This is a genomic window from Nocardioides mangrovicus (genome assembly GCF_003674065.1).
Taxonomy (GTDB): domain Bacteria; phylum Actinomycetota; class Actinomycetes; order Propionibacteriales; family Nocardioidaceae; genus Marmoricola; species Marmoricola mangrovicus.
The window spans coordinates 343857-360372 of the sequence record NZ_RDBE01000007.1; the positions used below are offsets into that span (position 1 = coordinate 343857).

Annotated in this window: 19 protein-coding genes; 13 read left to right on the forward strand and 6 right to left on the reverse strand. The window is 71.2% G+C overall.

Translation table 11 applies throughout. The annotated features are described in order from the left end of the window. Positions 1–277 (reverse strand): biotin/lipoyl-containing protein (locus D9V37_RS20680; protein WP_332835747.1); only part of this gene is annotated, 277 nt, incomplete at its 3' end. Positions 278–296: 19 nt separating this feature from the next. Next, a complete protein-coding gene (gene lpdA / locus D9V37_RS11170) occupies positions 297–1673 on the reverse strand; it encodes a dihydrolipoyl dehydrogenase (RefSeq protein WP_198412500.1) in 1377 nt (458 codons plus the stop codon). Between the two features lie 61 nt (positions 1674–1734). On the opposite strand from lpdA, the gene D9V37_RS11175 reads away from it, so the two are divergent. Further along, positions 1735–2058 carry a hypothetical protein gene (locus D9V37_RS11175; RefSeq protein WP_232524864.1) on the forward strand — a complete coding sequence of 108 codons (324 nt, stop codon included), beginning with the start codon at positions 1735–1737 and terminating at the stop codon, positions 2056–2058. Here D9V37_RS11175 and D9V37_RS11180 read toward each other — a convergent pair. Further along, complete coding sequence (locus D9V37_RS11180; RefSeq protein WP_121806224.1) at positions 2045–3541, reverse strand: leucyl aminopeptidase; 1497 nt, start codon at positions 3539–3541, stop codon at positions 2045–2047. The two genes, D9V37_RS11175 and D9V37_RS11180, sit on opposite strands and share 14 nt — an antisense overlap. A 39-nt stretch (positions 3542–3580) precedes the next feature. On the opposite strand from D9V37_RS11180, the gene gcvT reads away from it, so the two are divergent. Both gcvT and D9V37_RS11190 read left to right on the forward strand, forming a co-directional pair. After that, the gene (gene gcvT / locus D9V37_RS11185; RefSeq protein ID WP_121806225.1) at positions 3581–4654 is read left to right on the forward strand and encodes a glycine cleavage system aminomethyltransferase GcvT; all 1074 of its coding nucleotides are present in this window, start codon (positions 3581–3583) and stop codon (positions 4652–4654) included. A gap of 1 nt (position 4655) precedes the next feature. After that, complete coding sequence (locus tag D9V37_RS11190) at positions 4656–4877, forward strand: hypothetical protein (protein WP_121806226.1); 222 nt, start codon at positions 4656–4658, stop codon at positions 4875–4877. Positions 4878–4895: 18 nt separating this feature from the next. Here D9V37_RS11190 and D9V37_RS11195 read toward each other — a convergent pair whose 3' ends face one another. Then, positions 4896–5474 carry a DUF3043 domain-containing protein gene (locus D9V37_RS11195; RefSeq protein ID WP_158604445.1) on the reverse strand — a complete coding sequence of 193 codons (579 nt, stop codon included), beginning with the start codon at positions 5472–5474 and terminating at the stop codon, positions 4896–4898. Between the two features lie 94 nt (positions 5475–5568). Here D9V37_RS11195 and D9V37_RS11200 point away from each other — a divergent pair, with 94 nt between their 5' ends. Genes D9V37_RS11200 through pspAB form a run of 3 tightly spaced genes read left to right on the forward strand, consistent with a single transcriptional unit; the run spans position 5569 to position 7953 of the window. Next, positions 5569–6357 carry a PspA/IM30 family protein gene (locus tag D9V37_RS11200; protein WP_121806228.1) on the forward strand — a complete coding sequence of 263 codons (789 nt, stop codon included), beginning with the start codon at positions 5569–5571 and terminating at the stop codon, positions 6355–6357. A gap of 35 nt (positions 6358–6392) precedes the next feature. Further along, entirely contained in the window at positions 6393–7358 is a 966-nt protein-coding gene (gene htpX, locus D9V37_RS11205; protein WP_121806229.1) for a zinc metalloprotease HtpX, read from the forward strand. A gap of 16 nt (positions 7359–7374) precedes the next feature. Then, on the forward strand, positions 7375–7953 hold the full coding sequence (pspAB, locus tag D9V37_RS11210; RefSeq protein ID WP_198412501.1) for a PspA-associated protein PspAB: 579 nt from the start codon (positions 7375–7377) through the stop codon (positions 7951–7953). Here the strand turns inward: pspAB and D9V37_RS11215 are convergent. Further along, entirely contained in the window at positions 7950–8444 is a 495-nt protein-coding gene (locus tag D9V37_RS11215) for a hypothetical protein (RefSeq protein ID WP_121806230.1), read from the reverse strand. The two genes, pspAB and D9V37_RS11215, sit on opposite strands and share 4 nt — an antisense overlap. A gap of 26 nt (positions 8445–8470) precedes the next feature. On the opposite strand from D9V37_RS11215, the gene D9V37_RS11220 reads away from it, so the two are divergent. After that, on the forward strand, positions 8471–9787 hold the full coding sequence (locus D9V37_RS11220) for an MFS transporter (RefSeq protein WP_232524865.1): 1317 nt from the start codon (positions 8471–8473) through the stop codon (positions 9785–9787). 20 nt (positions 9788–9807) lie between these two features. On the opposite strand, the gene D9V37_RS11225 is transcribed toward D9V37_RS11220, so the two are convergent. After that, a complete protein-coding gene (locus tag D9V37_RS11225) occupies positions 9808–10692 on the reverse strand; it encodes a GNAT family N-acetyltransferase (protein ID WP_232524866.1) in 885 nt (294 codons plus the stop codon). Between the two features lie 24 nt (positions 10693–10716). On the opposite strand from D9V37_RS11225, the gene D9V37_RS11230 reads away from it, so the two are divergent. The 6 genes from D9V37_RS11230 to D9V37_RS11255 all read left to right on the forward strand — a co-directional run bounded on the left by D9V37_RS11230 (position 10717) and on the right by D9V37_RS11255 (position 16498). Beyond that, complete coding sequence (locus D9V37_RS11230) at positions 10717–11826, forward strand: glycerate kinase family protein (RefSeq protein WP_121806231.1); 1110 nt, start codon at positions 10717–10719, stop codon at positions 11824–11826. A gap of 102 nt (positions 11827–11928) precedes the next feature. After that, positions 11929–12288, forward strand: coding sequence for an iron-sulfur cluster insertion protein ErpA (gene erpA / locus D9V37_RS11235; protein ID WP_121806232.1), 360 nt, complete (start codon positions 11929–11931; stop codon positions 12286–12288). Positions 12289–12326: 38 nt separating this feature from the next. Continuing rightward, positions 12327–13304: a carbohydrate kinase family protein gene (locus tag D9V37_RS11240; protein ID WP_121806233.1), complete on the forward strand. Its 978-nt coding sequence runs from the start codon at positions 12327–12329 to the stop codon at positions 13302–13304. Positions 13305–13425: 121 nt separating this feature from the next. After that, positions 13426–14283 carry an aa3-type cytochrome oxidase subunit II gene (gene ctaC, locus D9V37_RS11245; protein WP_232524867.1) on the forward strand — a complete coding sequence of 286 codons (858 nt, stop codon included), beginning with the start codon at positions 13426–13428 and terminating at the stop codon, positions 14281–14283. Continuing rightward, positions 14280–16088, forward strand: coding sequence for an aa3-type cytochrome oxidase subunit I (gene ctaD, locus D9V37_RS11250; RefSeq protein WP_121806234.1), 1809 nt, complete (start codon positions 14280–14282; stop codon positions 16086–16088). The genes ctaC and ctaD overlap by 4 nt, the downstream gene beginning before the upstream one ends. Then, the gene (locus D9V37_RS11255; protein WP_121806235.1) at positions 16085–16498 is read left to right on the forward strand and encodes a cytochrome c oxidase subunit 4; all 414 of its coding nucleotides are present in this window, start codon (positions 16085–16087) and stop codon (positions 16496–16498) included. The genes ctaD and D9V37_RS11255 overlap by 4 nt, the downstream gene beginning before the upstream one ends. The last annotated feature ends 18 nt before the right edge of the window (positions 16499–16516 follow it).

Consider the following 16516-nt stretch of genomic DNA (forward strand, 5'->3'; position numbering starts at 1 on the left):
CCTCGTCGGCGCCCTCGTCGGAGCTGCCGCTGCCCTCGCCCTCCTCGCCGACGACGCACAGCTCGGCGCCGACCTCGACGGTCTCGTCCTCCTCGGCCTTGATCTCCAGCAGGGTGCCGGCGACGGGGGAGGGGATCTCGGTGTCGACCTTGTCGGTGGAGACCTCCAGCAGCGGCTCGTCGACGGCGACGGTGTCGCCGACCTGCTTGAGCCACCGGGTGACGGTGCCCTCGGTGACCGACTCGCCGAGCGCAGGGAGGGTGACGGGGGTTGCCATGGGACTCATCCTTACCGATTCAGGAGTGGGCGTGCAGCGGCTTGCCGGCCAGGGCCAGGTGGGCCTCGCCGAGTGCCTCGTTCTGGGTGGGGTGTGCGTGGACCAGGGGTGCGACGTCGTCGGGGTGAGCCTCCCAGCCCACCACCAGCTGGGCCTCGCCGACCAGCTCCCCCACGCGGGCGCCGACCATGTGCACGCCGACGACGGGACCCTCGGTCCGACGCACCAGCTTCACGAAGCCTGCGGTGCGCAGGATCTGGCTCTTGCCGTTGCCGGCGAGGTCGTAGGTGAGGGTCTCGATCTCCTCGCCGTACTGCTCGCGGGCCTGCGCCTCGGTCAGACCTACCGAGGCCACCTCGGGCTCGCAGTAGGTGACCCTCGGGATGGTGACCTCCTCGACCGGGCGGGGTGCGAGCCCGGCGATGTCCTCGGCCACGAAGATCCCCTGCGCGAAGCCGCGGTGGGCCAGCTGCAGGCCGGGCACGATGTCGCCGACGGCGTAGACCTCAGGCACCGAGGTACGGCACCGCTCGTCGGTGGTGACGAAGCCGCGCTCCATGGCGACGCCCTGCTCGGCGTAGCCGAGCTTGTCGGTCACTGGGCCGCGGCCGACGGCCACCAGCAGCAGGTCGGCCTCGATGGTGTCGCCGCCGGCCACGGTGACCTGCACCGCGTCGTCGCCGACCTTGACGCTCTCGAACCGCGTGTCGGTGCGGAACGCGATGCCGCGCTTGCGGAAGGCACGCTCCAGCGCCTTGCTCGAGGCCTCGTCCTCCAGCGGCACCAGGTGCGGCAGCGCCTCGACGATGGTGACCTCGGCACCGAAGGAGCGCCACACGCTGGCGAACTCGCAGCCGATCACGCCGCCGCCGAGCACCACGACCGAGGCCGGCACCGAGTCCAGGCGCAGCGCCTGCTCGGAGGTCAGCACCCGCTCGCCGTCGACCTCCAGGCCGGGCAGCGATCGGGGATAGGAGCCGGTGGCGAGCACGACGTGGCGGCCGGTGTAAGTGGTGCCGGCGACGTCGACGGTGGTGGGCGAGGTGAGCCGTCCCGCACCCTCGACGACCTCGATGCCGCGGCCCTTCACCAGTCCGGTCAGGCCCTTGAAGAGGCGGCCGACGACGGCGTCCTTGTAGCCGTTGACGCCGGCCATGTCGATGCCCTCGAGCGTGGCGCGGACGCCGAACTGCTCGGACTCGCGGGCTGCGTCGGCCACCTCGGCGGCGTGCAGCAGCGCCTTGGTCGGGATGCAGCCCACGTGCAGGCAGGTGCCGCCGAGCCGGTCCTTCTCGATCAGCGCCACACTCAGCCCGAGCTCGGCCGCGCGGAGTGCGCACGCATAGCCGCCGGAACCGGCCCCCAGGACGACGACGTCGTAGGAATCCTTCGGCACCCGGTCATCCTTGCACGGCAATCTGCTGATGCCGCGCGCGGCGTCGGGCACACTCGTCGCCGTGGGACTCCTCGACCGACTCCGCCGCAGACGCCCTGGTCAGGTACGCCGCAGCGACCCGGCCGACGCCGCGCACCTGCGCGAGTGGACGGCGCAGCGACGCGGCGTGGAGGGGTTCGTCGAGCCGCCCACGATGACCCAGCCGGTGACCCTGCTGCTGGTGGCGCACGACGGCGAGTGGACCCGGCGCCGGGTGCCCTCGGTGAAGTGGGCCCACGACTTCTGCAACGGCCTGGGCCTACCCTCCTACGACGCCGCCGTGGTGGGCGTGCCCCACCGCATGCGCGAGTACAACCAGCGCCAGCGCGGGGCTAGCGGGCGCTGAGGTACTCCACCAGCGTGGCGACGCCGTAGCCGGTGGCCCCGGCGGGCACATGGCCCCAGGCGCCGCCCGTGTTGAACGCGGGACCGGCCATGTCGATGTGCGCGAACGGCTTGTCCCGCACGAACTCCTTGAGGAACGCCGCGGCCCACGACGCGCTGCCCCAGCGCACCCAGTTGTGCTGCAGCAGGTCGGCCACCGGCGACTCGGTGCGGACCTGCTCGCTGGTGAACTCGCTCATCGGCAGCCGCCACACCAGCTCGCCGGCGCGGTCGGCCGCAGCCTGCACGTCCGCCACGGCGCCGTCGTCGCCGAACAGCCCCGCGATGCGGTCGCCGAGCGCCACCACGCACGGCCCGGTGAGGGTGGAGATCTCGACCACCGCGTCGACGTCGCTGGCCGCCGCCATGCCCAGCGCGTCGGCCAGCACGAGCCGGCCCTCGGCGTCGGTGTTGCGGATCTCGACGGTCTGGCCGTCGAACATCGTCAGGACGTCGCCGGGCCGGTAGGCGCTGCCGGAGATCATGTTCTCCGCCAGCGGCGCGTACGCCGTCACGCGCACGGGCAGCCCGAGCTCGGCCGCGGCGTACGTCGCGGCCACGACCGAGGCCGCACCGGCCATGTCGTCCTTCATGTGGACCATGCCCGAGGCCGGCTTGATGGAGAGCCCGCCGGAGTCATAGGTGATGCCCTTGCCCACCAGGGCCACGTGGGAGGTGGCGTCGCGGGGGCGGTACTCCAGCTTGAGCAGCCGGGGCGGGTTGGCCGAACCGGCACCGACGCCCAGGATGCCGCCGCAGCCGAGCTCGGCCAGCGCGGCCTCGTCGAGCACCTCGGCGCTCACCTGGCGCGGCCGCGCGCCGGCCACGGCGTCGACGAAGCCCTGCGGGGTGAGCAGGTTGGCCGGGGTGTTGACCAGGTCGCGGGCGAGGTCGGCGAACCCGGCGAGGGTGCGGGCGCGGTCGAGGGCCTCGGTGGCCGACTTCTGGCGGGCGGCGGGGGAGAGGATCGCCACCTCGGAGACCCCGCCCTTGCTGCTGGGCTTCGACCTCACGCCGCGGTAGGAGTAGGAGCCGGACAAGAAGCCGTCGCAGACCGCGCGGACCTGCTCGGCGTCGGTGGCCGGGAGTGCCAGCGCCACGGACGCCGCGTTGCCCAGCGTGCGGGCGGCCACGCCGGCGGCGCGCCGCAGCCGCGCCTCGTCGAGGTCGCTCCTGCCGCCCAGGCCCACCAGCACCAGGACCGCGGCGCGCAGGGTGCCGTTCGTCGGCACGCGGACGGCCTCGCCGACCTGGCCGGTGACGCCCATCGACGACAGCAGCGGGGCGAATCGGCGGCCGTAGGCCTTCGCCACCGCCTCACCGCCCTCGGCCACGACGGGGCCCTTGCCGCCCTTGGTGCCTGTCGAGCCCTGGTGGATCCCGATGACCACGACGTCGGCCCGGGTCTTGTCCGGACTGCCCTGCCGGAGCGTGTAGGTGGTCATCGCTGCACAGACTATGTAGGGGGCGATAGTTTGCGGCGCATGGCCCTCCTGCACTCCCCGCTGCACGACCGGCACGTGGCACTGGGGGCCAAGCTCGCGGAGTTCGGCGGCTGGGAGATGCCGCTGGAGTACACCGGCGTGCTCAAGGAGCACGCAGCGGTGCGCGAGGCGGTCGGCGTCTTCGACGTCTCGCACCTGGGCACGGCGCTGGTCGTCGGCTCCGGGGCCGCCGCGTACGTGAACGCCACGCTGAGCAACGACCTCGGTCGCATCGGGCCGGGTCAGGCGCAGTACACGCTGTGCTGCGACGACGCCACCGGCGGGATCGTCGACGACCTGATCGTCTACTACGTCTCCGACGACCGGGTGCTGCTGGTGCCCAACGCGGCCAACTCGCCCGAGGTGGTCCGCCGGCTCGCGGCCCAGGCGCCGGCCGGGGTCAGCGTCAGCGATCACCACCGCGAGTACGCGATCTTCGCGGTGCAGGGGCCCGACTCCGACCGCGTCATGCGTGAGGCCGGGCTGCCCGCCGGCCACCCCTACATGTCGTTCGTGGCGGCCGACGGCTCGTTCGTCTGCCGCACCGGCTACACCGGCGAGCGCGGGTACGAGGTGGTGCTGCCGGCCGAGCGGGCCGGCGCGCTGTGGGACGCGGTCGTCGCGGCCGGGGCGACGCCGTGCGGCCTCGGCGCCCGCGACACGCTGCGCACCGAGATGGGCTACCCCCTGCACGGGCAGGACATCGGCCTGGAGACCACTCCCAACCAGGGCCGGGTGGGCTGGGCGGTGGGCTGGAAGAAACCGGCGTTCTGGGGCCGCGAGCCGATCGTGGCCGAGCGGGAGGCCGGCGTACGCCGGCGGCTCGTGGGGCTGCGGGCCACGGGACGCGGTATCGCCCGCCCGCACATGCGGGTGCTGCTGACTCCCGATCTGCCGGTGGGCGAGGTCACCTCCGGCACCTTCTCGCCCACGCTGCGCCAGGGCGTCGCGCTCGCGCTGCTCGACGCACAGATCGAGGACGGCGCCGAGGTGAGCGTCGACGTCCGTGGCCGGTCCGAGGTCTTCGTCGTCACCCGGCCGCCGTTCGTTCCCAGCCACGTCAAGGAGAGCTGAGATGCCCGAGGCAACCGCACCCGGAGTCTGGTGGTGGCGGCTCGAGGCCGCCGACGGCAGCGAGGTGGCGCCGCCCGAGGGCCGGCAGGAGTTCCCCACGCGCGGGGAGGCAGAGTCCTACGTCGGGGAGTTCTGGGCCGAGCTGGCCTCCCAGGGCGTCGCCGCGGTCACCCTCCTCGAGGACGACCGCGAGGTCTACGGCCCGATGCCGCTGAGCGCGTAGGCGGCGGCCAGGCAGGCCCTAGTACCTGTCGGGCAGCTTCTCGCGGACCTTGCGCTGCGGCTTGGGCATCCGCAGCACCCGCAGCTGGATCGAGCGCATGAGGGCGTAGAACCGCCAGCCGCGGGTGTCACCGTCGGGGAAGCGGCGCTTGATCTCGCGGCCCAGCCGGAAGTTGAGCAGCGCGACGTCGACGAGCAGCAGCACGATCGAGGCGGTCCACAGCCCGTTGGAGAGCTGCATCAGGCTCTGCACCCGCGTGAACTGCAACACCATGATGACGACCAGCACCGGCAGCAGGAACTCCATGAAGGAGAGCCGGCTGTCGACGTAGTCGCGCACGAAGCGCTTGACCGGTCCCTTGTCGCGCTCCATCAAGAAGCGCTCGTCGCCGCTGCGCATGCCCTGGCGCACCTTCTGCGAGTGGGCGGCGCGCGCGTCGCGGATCTGCTTGCGGTTGGCCTTCGGGTCCAGGCCGGTGCGGGCGCGCTGCTTGGCCGCCGCCTGGGCGTCCTTGCGCGTGGGCGTGGCGTGACCCTTGCCGCCCTCCTTGGTGTGGGTGGGCGAGACGTCCTCTGCTGCGCGCGTGCGACCGAACACGTGGCGGAGCCTACCCGCGGGAACGATGTGGGACCCCCGCCCGTTTTCCTCGTAGGTTGGGAGGCGACGTCACCGATATGAGAGGGGCCTCGACATGGGCCTGTGGCAGCGCTTCACGTTGATCTTCAAGGCCAAGGCGAGCCAGGCGCTCGACAAGGCGGAGGACCCGCGCCAGACCCTGGACTACAGCTACGAGCGACAGCTGGAGATGCTCACCAAGGTGCGCCGCGGCGTGGCCGACGTGGCCACGAGCCGCAAGCGCGTCGAGATGCAGCTGACCCAGCTCACCACCCAGCAGCAGAAGCTGTCGGAGCAGGCGCAGAAGGCCATCGACATGGGCCGCGAGGACCTCGCCCGCGAGGCGTTGACCCGCAAGTCCGGGCTGACCGCGCAGGTCACCGACCTGCAGGGCCAGGTGGCCCAGCTGCAGGGCGAGGAGGAGAAGCTCACCAACGCCGCGCGCCAGCTGCAGGCCAAGGTCGACGCCTTCCGCACGCGCAAGGAGACGATCAAGGCCACCTACACCGCGGCCGAGGCGCAGACCAAGATCAACGAGGCGTTCTCCGGTATCTCCACCGAGATGGGCGACGTCGGCCAGGCCATCCAGCGCGCCGAGGACAAGACCGCGCAGATGCAGGCCCGGGCCGGCGCCATCGACGAGCTGCTGGCCTCCGGGGCCCTCGACGAGCCGGGCGCGACCAACAACGGCGACGACATCGCCCGCGAACTGGCCGCGATGAGCACCGAGTCCGACGTCGAGAGCGAGCTGGCCCAGCTCAAGGCCAAGAGCACCGCCGGCGAGCTCCCGGCCGCCAGCACCGAGGCCGAGCAGCCCAGCAACGTCACCCAGCTCCCGGCCGACCAGCCCAAGCCCTCCGACTGACGCACACCTCCGAATCACGAAGGAGTACCACCACCATGGCCCGCACCCGGTTCGTCCACGACTCCGGCCTCACCGCCCGGATGACCACGGTGATGTTCGGACTCGGCGCGCTCTTCGTCGCGTTCATGGTGGTGCTGATCTACCTGGCCCAGGCCTTCGGCGGTCCCGGCCTGGCCTTCGTGGTCGGTCTCGCCGGCCTCGGCGTCGCCTGGTGGCAGTGGTACAACTCCGACAAGGTCGCCCTGCGGGCGATGCGGGCCCGGGTGGTCACCTCGGAGCAGGCCCCCGAGCTGCACGGCATGATCGACCGGCTCTGCACCCTGGCCGACATGCCCAAGCCGGTGGTCGCCATCTCCGATTCCGACGTGCCCAACGCCTTCGCCACGGGCCGCTCCCCGGAGCGCTCGGCGGTCTGCGTCACCACCGGCATCCTGCAGCTGCTCACCGCCGAGGAGCTCGAGGGCGTGCTGGCGCACGAGCTGTCCCACGTCGCCCACCGCGACGTGCTGGTCATGACCGTGGCCAGCTCGGCCGGCATCATCGCCGGGATGGTGAGCAACGGTGCCCAATACGGGTTCCTGTTCGGGATGGGCGGGCGTCGCGACAACGACGACGACGGGCCCAGCGCGGGCGTGGCGCTGATACTGGCGCTGGTGGTCAGCCTGGTGGTCTACGCGGTGAGCTTCCTGCTCACCCGCATGCTCTCGCGCTACCGCGAGCTGTGCGCCGACCGCAGCGGTGCCCTGCTCACCCAGCAGCCCCAGGCGCTGGCCTCGGCCCTGATGAAGATCTCCGGGCAAATGAACGCCGCCCCGCAGCGCGACCTGCGCGAGGTGAGCGCGATGAACGCGTTCTTCATCGCCCCCGCCATCCGCGGCGTCTCGCTCGACACGCTGACCTCCACCCACCCCTCGCTGGAGCAGCGGCTCGAGCAGCTCTCGAAGGTCGCCGCCGAACTGGGCCGGCCCTTCGACGGCGGGTTCCAGCAGCGGACGCAGTGAGGCCGGGCGAGCCGGCGTGAAGGGCTTCTGGTCGGTGCTCACCGGCCGCGACAAGCAGGTGCGACCCCAGCTGGACAGCCTGTTCGCGCTGCCCGGAGCCGCGGTGACGCTGCAGACGGCGATGGACGTCGTCGCCACCGGCGTCGGCGGGGTCTGCTACCGGCAGGCCGAGGGGCCGGCGTTCGTCGAGGCCGAGGCCGAGCTCGTGGCGTTCCTCGACTCCGACGAGGGCCCCGACGTCGAGCGCGTGCCCGACGGGTTCGGCTTCACCTGGCTGATCAGCCGGTGGCCGGCCGACGACGTCGGGTCGCTGGTCACCGACCTGCACGCGGTGAACACCTCCCTGCAGGACCAGGGATTCGCCCGGAGCCTGCTGGCCAGCGTGGTCGGCTTCCGCAGCGCCACCGGGCAGCCGCTCGGGCTCGTCTACCGCTACACCACCGGCACCTTCTACCCGTTCGCCCCGCTGCCCGGGAAGCGCGAGCGCGACGTGCTGCTGGAGCTCCAGGTCAAGACCCAGCTGCAGCACGAGATGCCGCTCGAGGCCGACCAGACCAAGCAGTTCCCGCTGTGGGACTGCCCGGTGCTGGCCTAGGTGCCGTCACGCAGCTGCCGGCGTCGCTCCCGCTGCCGCTGGTCGGCGACGCCGTAGAGCGCCAGGTTGCCCAGCGAGACGATGAGGCCGAGCACCACCAGTGCCCAGAACAGCCAACTCGGCCACTCGTGGCCCTCGACCAGCTCCCAGGTCTCCTTGGCCGCGATCAGCAGGCCGCCGAGGCCGACGAAGATCCAGCCGCGCGCCTTCTTCATAAAGCTGCTGAACGCCTCGTAGTCCTCGTCGCTGAGGTGGGCCAGCAGCTGCTCCATGAACTCCGCACGCCGCCGGTTGTGCTTGACCCACCACACCGGCGGCAGCAGCAGCCACCACCGCGAGACCGGTCCCGGCGGGGCCATCGAGAGCATCGTGTCGCGGATCCGGTCCTGCTCGAGCTCCTCGTCCTGCAGCTCCAGCAGGGCCTGGAACAGCGGGCCGACCACGAGCAGCCAGGCGCCGAGGAAGCCGGCCCACAAGACGAGTTCGTGCATGGGCGCAAGGTACCTACGATGGGCCGGTGACAGCAGTGCCCGCCGATCCGCCCCTCTCGCGGCGGGCGGTGGCGGTCTGGGTGGTCGGGCTGGCCACCTACCTGCTCGCGGTGTTCCACCGCTCCTCGCTGGCGGTGGCCGGTCTGGTGGCGGCGCAGCGCTTCGACATCGGCGCCGGCGCCCTGGCCACCTTCACGATGGTGCAGCTGCTGGTCTACGCCGGCATGCAGATCCCAGTGGGACTGCTGGTGGACCGCTACGGCCCGAAGGCCGTCTTGATGACCGGGGCGGCGGTGCTGACGCTGGCCCAGTCGGGGTTCGCGCTGGCCGAGAGCTACCCCGAGGCGCTGGCCGCGCGGGTGTTCGTCGGCATGGGTGACGCGATGACGTTCATCTGTGTGCTGCGCCTGGTCAACACCTGGTTCGCGCCGCGCCGGATCCCGATCATCACCCAGCTCACCGGCGTGGTCGGGCAGTCGGGCGCGATCCTCGCGGCGATCCCGATGACCTACGGGCTGGCCCACCTGGGCTGGACGCGCACCTACCTGATCAGCGCGTCGCTGGGGATCGTGATGTGCGTGGGTCTCGCGGTGCTCGTGCACGACGCCCCGGGCGTACGCCGCACGATCGGCCCGGCGATGTCGCTGAGTGCGATCCGGACGAGCCTGGCCGCGTCCTGGCGCCACCCCGGCACCCGGCTGGGCTTCTGGATGCACTTCTCCACCCAGTTCAGCGCCACCACCTTGTCGCTGCTGTGGGGCTACCCGTTCTTCGTGCGCGGCGAGCACGTCAGCTCCGCCACCGCCGGTGTGCTGCTGACGATCATGGTCCTGGCCGTGATGAGCGCCGGGCCCGTGCTCGGCTGGCGCATCACCGTGCAGCCGTGGCACCGCTCGACGCTGGTGCTCGCCATCATCGCGGCCATCGTCACGGTGTGGACCGTCGTCCTGGCCTGGCCCGGCGACGCGCCGCTGTGGCTGCTGGTCGTGCTGGTGGTGGTCTGCGGCGTCGGGGGACCCGCCTCGATGATCGGCTTCGACATGGGCCGCACCTCCAACCCTCCCGACCGGCTGGCCAGCGCCACCGGGATCATCAACCAGGGCGGCTTCCTGGCCAGCCTGGTGCTGGTGGTGGCCATCGGGCTGGTCCTCGACGCCCGGACGCCGGGGGACTCCACGGCCTACACCGCCGGGGCGTTCCGGTGGGCGATGAGCCTCCAGTACCTGCTCTGGGCGGTCGGGCTGGTGCAGATCTGGCGCTACCGGCGGCGCACCCGGGCGATGATCCTGCGCCACGACCCCGACCTCTCGCTGTTCCGGGCCGGGCAGCACATCACCTCCTGAGACCTCCTGAGACCTCTGGGCTAGAGCAGCGCGCCGTGGGGGAGGTAGGGCGCGGGCGGCTTGAGGTGGCGCAGTGCCAGGTACCCCTGCGAGTAGGCGGACAGGCGGGCGGCCAGGCCGACGTCGAGCGCCCAGTCGTTGGGCTGGGTGACGTGCGCGAGGACCACCCGCGTCCGGGGTGAGGAGGAGGCCAGCGCCTCCCACAGCAGCGCGGTGGCGGTCCGCCGGTTGGTCGCGGCCAGCACGGCGGGGGAGCCGTCGGCGCCGACGTAGCAGTAGCCCGAGCCGGCGGGCCGATCGGTCACGACCAGCCGGTTCTCGGCCAGCAGGACGGCGTGGTCGGGGCCGTGGGCGGCGCCGCGGGTACGCCGGTCCAGGGAGTCCAGCAGGTCGACGTCGCCGGCCGAGCCCTCGCGCACGTGCTCCACCACGGGCAGCGAGGCGCGGTCGACCGTTCCCCACAGCAGGTACTGCGGGTGCAGCGTGAAGCCGGCCAGCCGGTAGCGGCGCACAGCTGCGGGGTCGCCGGAGGAGGCCAGCATCGACCGCAGGCACCCCCGGCCGTACTCCTGCGCGACGCTCAGCAGCGCCGTGCCGACGCCGTGGCCCTGCAGCCGCCGCTCCACCACGAAGCTGGCCAGGATCCACATCAGCTCACGGCGGAACGAGATCGCGCAGCCGAGGATCTCGCCGTCCTGCTCGGCCACCCAGCACCCGCCCGGGTCCGTGGCCAGCACGTGGGCGGTGCGGGCGCGCCACCGGGTGCCTCGCTCGGGGCTGCGCTCGACCGGGTCGGGCCAGGCGCGCTGGTACAGGCGCGTGTCGGCCTCGTAGTAGGTGCGCGCCGTGAGCCGCTCGCAGGCGGCGACGTCGTCGGGGCGCATCGGCCGGATCCTGGCGTCCACAGGGTGACGTTAGTGTCGCCAGGCATGCGGGTCGTGGTCGCTCCGGACAAGTTCGCCGGCACGCTGACGGCGGTCGAGGCGGCCGAGGCGATCATCGACGGCTGGACGCGGCGTGCGCCGGACGACGAGCTGGTGGCGGTACCGATGTCCGATGGCGGTCCCGGCTTCGTCGACGTGCTCCACGCGGCGCTCGGCGGCGAGCTGCTGGCGGTGACGGTCTCGGGGCCCTACGAGGAGCCCGTGCCCGCGCTGGTGCTGCGGGTGGGGGAGACGGCCTACGTGGAGTCCGCCCAGGCCGCCGGGCTGCACCTGGTGCCGGCGCAGGAACGACGTCCCGAGCAGGCCACGAGCGCCGGAGTGGGCGAGCTGCTGCGCGAGGCGGTCGAGTCGGGCGCGACGCGGGTCGTGGTGGGGCTGGGCGGCTCGGGCACCAACGACGGCGGGGCCGGTGTGCTCGCGGCGCTGGGGGCGCTTCCGACCGGGGGAGTGCTCGACGCCGGTCCGGCCGGCCTGCACGGGCTCGCCGACGTCGAGCTCGGGCCCGCCCGCGAGCTGCTGGCCGGTGTCGAGCTGGTGGCCGCCAGCGACGTGGAGAACCAGCTCACCGGACTGCTCGGGGCCACCAAGAACTTCGGACCCCAGAAGGGCGTGGCCGAGGAGCGCCTGGTCGTGCTCGACGGCTGGCTCGAGGAGCTCGTCGCCGCGACCGGCCACGAGGGCAGACTCACCGCCGCCCAGAAGGGCGCCGGCGCGGCCGGTGGCATCGGGTTCGCGCTGCTGCTCCTCGGCGCCACCCGCGAGCCCGGCGTCGCGCTGGTGGCCGACGCGGTCGGCCTGGCCGAGCGGCTGCGCGGCGCCGACCTGGTGCTGACCGGGGAGGGGGCCTTCGACTTCTCCTCGCGCTCGGGCAAGGTGCCCTACGGCGTCGCCCAGCTCGCCGCCGAGGCGCTGGTGCCGTGCGTGGCCCTGGCCGGGGAGGTCCTGGTCGGCTCGCGCGAGATGCGCACGCTGGGGGTGGAGTCGGCCTACTCCCTGGTCGACCTGGTCGGCCGCGACGCCGCCTTCGCCGACCCGGCCGGCTCGCTGGCGCGGCTGGCCGAGCGCACCGCCCGCACCTGGGGCCGGCGACCCTGAGCCGGCGCGGAGTCTCGCAACATCGGTCGTCGGCGGCGGAAATAACCGGTGCTGTGGAAGACTTGCACCCAGCAGCAACCTCGATCCCCATGGGAGCAGCAGATGACTGAGCAGTCCGTCGACACCCAGCACCGCACCGACGGCATCAACCTCACCGGCGTCGCCGCCGGCAAGGTCAAGAGCCTGCTGGAGCAGGAGGGCAGGGACGACCTGCAGCTGCGCATCGCGGTGCAGCCGGGCGGCTGCTCCGGTCTGCGCTACCAGCTCTTCTTCGACGAGCGGAACCTCGACGGCGACGCCGTGACCGACTTCGACGGCGTGGCCGTGGTCGTCGACCGCATGAGCGTGCCCTACCTCAACGGGGCCACCATCGACTTCGTCGACACCATCGAGAAGCAGGGCTTCACGATCGACAACCCCAACGCGACGGGCTCGTGCGCCTGCGGGGACAGCTTCCACTGAGTCCCATCGATCCGGCGCTCTAGTACTGTCCCGGGCTTGTGTCGCTCCTCATCGCCGGATCCATCGCCACCGACCACCTGATGACCTTCGGCGGGCGGTTCGCCGACTCGCTGGTGGTCGAGCAGCTCGACAAGCTGTCGGTCTCCTTCCTCGTCGAGGATCTGGAGATCCGACGGGGCGGCTGCGGGCCGAACATCAGCTTCGGCTTGGCCGCACTGGGGGTGCGGCCGGTCCTGGTCGGCGCGGCCGGAGACGACTTCGCCGACTACCGCTCCTGGCTGGAGCGCCACGGTGTGGACTGCGACCACATCCGGATCTCGGATTCCCAACACACCGCCCGCTTCGTGTGCACCACCGACTCCACGATGGCCCAGTTCGCCTCGTTCTACCCCGGTGCGATGTCCGAGGCGCGGCTGCTGGAGCTGCGCCCGATCGTCGAGGCGGTCGGTGAGCCCTCCTACGTGCTGATCGGTCCCGACGACCCCGACGGCATGCGCCGTCACACCCGCGAGTGCCGTCAGCGCGGCTACCCCTTTGTCGCCGACCCCGGCCAGCAGCTGGCCTTCGGCGAGGGCGAGCTGATCCGCGACCTCGTCGACGGTGCGGCCATCCTCTTCAGCAACGAGTACGAGTCGCACCTGATCGCCCAGAAGACGGGCTGGACCGAGGATGAGGTGCTCTCGCGCGTCGAGGTCCAGGTGGTCACGCTGGGCAGGGACGGCGCCCGGGTGATGCGCAGCGGCCACGAACCGATCGAGGTGCCCGCCTGCCAGGTGGAGGCGGCCGAGCCCACCGGCGTCGGCGACGCCTTCCGGGCCGGTTTCCTGGCCGCCCTCTCGTGGCAGCTGGACCTCGAGCGGGCCGCCCAGGTCGGCTCGACGCTGGCCTCCTACGTCGTGGAGACCGTCGGCACCCAGGAGTACCGGCTCACCAGGGAGCACTTCGCGGCCCGGTTCGCCGCGGCCTACGGCGACGCCGCAGCGGCCGAGGTGCGCCCGCACCTGGGCGCGATCTAGCGAACCTCACCGGACACCCCTACCTGCGCCTCAGCGAGAACTCAGCCGGTAGTACGCTCGGTAATCGCACTGGTTCCTGGTGATCTCCTGGTGGTTTCGCCGACGAAAGGTCTCTGAGCTCGTGGGTCGTCACACCTCCCGGCGCTGGCGTCGTCCGCTCCTGGCGGCCGTCCTCGTCGGCGCCATGCTGGCCCTCAGCGGCTGTGCCGACGGCACCCGTTTCGAGCGGGTCGGCATGCCGGCGCCGAAGACGAAGCAAGCGCACTACATGCTCGACCTGTGGCAGTGGGCGTGGCTGGCCGCGATCATCGTCGGCGTCGTCGTCTGGGGCCTGATCTTCTACGCCGTCATCCGGTTCCGCCGCCGCAGCGACGACGAGATCCCGGTGCAGACCCGCTACAACCTGCCGATCGAGATCTTCTACACGATCGCGCCGGTCGTCATGGTCGTCGTGCTGTTCACCTTCACCGTCCGCGTGCAGGACAAGGTGCTGCCCAACGACCAGAACGCGCCGCGTCCGGACGCCAAGATCCTCGTCGTGGGCCAGAAGTGGTCGTGGACTTTCAACTACGTCGACGCCGCCGACGGGAAGACCGTCCACGAGGGCGGCACCCCGGCGCAGCCGCCGACGCTGTACCTGCCGATCAACAAGAACATCCGGTTCGACCTGTACTCACCCGATGTCATCCACTCGTTCTGGGTACCGGCCTTCTTGTTCAAGATGGACGTGGTGCCCGGGCGTGACAACCACTTCACGCTGACGCCCGACCGCACCGGCACGTTCGACGGCAAGTGCGCCGAGCTCTGCGGGACCTATCACTCCCGGATGCTGTTCCAGGTCAAGGTGGTCTCGGAGTCCGACTACGAGGCCCACATCGAGAAGCTGGCCGCCAACCCGGACAACCAGGGCGAGGCCAAGGGCACGAACTACGACAACGTCCAGCCCGGTCTGTCCCAGGAGAAGGGAAGCGAGGAATGACCGCGACCACCAGCGGCGACGGCTTCGCCGCACGGGTCGGCGTCCGGGGCGCCCCCTCGCGCACGCTCGGCCAGCAGGTCGTGCGGGTGCTCACCACCACCGACCACAAGCTCATCGGCAAGCTCTACCTGGGCACCTCGTTCGCCTGGTTCATCATCGGCGGCATCCTGGCCCTGCTGATCCGCTCCGAGCTGGCCTTCCCCGGCACCCAGATCGTCAACGACGAGCAGTACAACCAGCTCTTCACGATGCACGGCACGATCATGCTGCTGCTGTTCGCGACGCCCCTGTTCTTCGGGTTCGGCAACGTGATCATGCCGCTGCAGATCGGCTCGCCCGACGTCGCGTTCCCGCGGCTGAACATGTTCAGCTACTGGCTGTTCCTCTTCGGCGGCCTCATCACCGCCAGCGGCTTCATCGTGCCCGGCGGCGCCGCCGACTTCGGCTGGTTCGCCTACACGCCGCTGTCGAACCACGTGAACTCGCCCGGCGTCGGCGGCGACCTGTGGATCATGGGCCTGTGGATGGCCGGTCTGGGCACCATCCTCGGCGCGGTCAACTTCATCACCACGATCATCTGCATGCGCGCCCCCGGCATGACGATGTTCCGGATGCCGATCTTCTGCTGGAACGCCCTGGTCACCAGCCTGCTGGTGCTGATCGCGTTCCCGATCTTCGCCGGCGCCCTGCTCTCGCTGGAGGCCGACCGCAAGCTGGGCGCCCACGTCTTCGACGCCGTCCACGGCGGGCCGATCCTGTGGCAGCACCTGTTCTGGTTCTTCGGCCACCCCGAGGTCTACATCATCGCGTTGCCGTTCTTCGGCATCATCACCGAGATCCTGCCGGTGTTCAGCCGTAAGCCGCTGTTCGGCTACGTCGGCCTGGTCGCGGCGACGCTGGGCATCGCCATCCTCTCGGTGGCGGTCTGGGCGCACCACATGTTCGTTACCGGCGCGGTCAACCTGCCGTTCTTCTCCGGCATGACCTTCCTGATCGCCGTGCCGACAGGCGTCAAGTTCTTCAACTGGATCGGCACGATGTGGGGGGGATCCATATCCATGGACACCCCCATGCTCTGGTCGGTCGGGTTCCTCACCACCTTCTTGTTCGGTGGCCTGACCGGCGTCATCCTGGCCACCCCGCCGCTGGACTTCCACGTCTCGGACTCCTACTTCGTGGTGGCGCACTTCCACTACGTCGTCTTCGGCACGGTGGTGTTCGCGATGTTCGCGGGCTTCTACTTCTGGTGGCCCAAGATGACCGGCCGGATGCTCGACGAGCGGTTGGGCAAGATCCACTTCTGGCTGCTGTTCATCGGTTTCCACACCACCTTCTTGATCCAGCACTGGCTCGGTGTGATCGGCATGCCGCGCCGCTACGCCGACTACTCGCCCTCCGACGGCTGGACCGGGCTGAACCAGATCTCCACGATCGGCGCCTTCCTGCTGGCCAGCTCGACGCTGCCGTTCTTCTGGAACGTCTACAAGTCGCGCTTCTCCGCCCCGGTCGTCGTCGACGACCCGTGGGGCTGGGGCCGCTCGCTGGAGTGGGCGACCAGCTGCCCGCCGCCGCGGCACAACTTCGTCTCCATCCCGCGGATCCGCTCGGAGTCCCCGGCCTTCGACCTGCACCATCCCGAGATCGCCGCGCTCGAGCTCGGCGACAACGTCGAGATGGCCGTCGAGGAGGGCTTCCGCGACGCGCCGGACACCACCGGTCGCGCCGAGGTGCTCGCCGAGCGGATCGAGGAGCAGGGCAAGGAGATCCCCGACGTCAACCCCGGCCCCCAGGACGGTGAGCGGTGAAGGCTGAAGCCTGGATCTTCATCATCTGCACGATCTTCTTGGTGATCGTGACCCCCAGCTACTGGCTGGCGACCGACAACAGCCGCACCGGCGGCGACTGGACCGGCACCGCGGCCCTGACCATGACCGGGCTGCTCACGCTCATGGTCTCGGTGTACCTCGGCTTCCACGCCCGCACGATGGCGCCGCGTCCCGAGGACCGCAAGGACGCCGAGATCGCCGACGGCGCGGGGGAGCTGGGCTTCTTCCCGCCCTACAGCTGGTGGCCGCTGTGGTGCGGCGCGACGCTGGCCGTGTGCGTGCTCGGCGTCGTCTTCGGCTGGTGGCTGTTCATCATCGGAGCGGTGTTCGGGGCGATCGCCCTCTCGGGCTGGATCTTCGAGTACTACCGGGGTGTGCACGCTCACTGAGCGGTATGCAGAACGCAT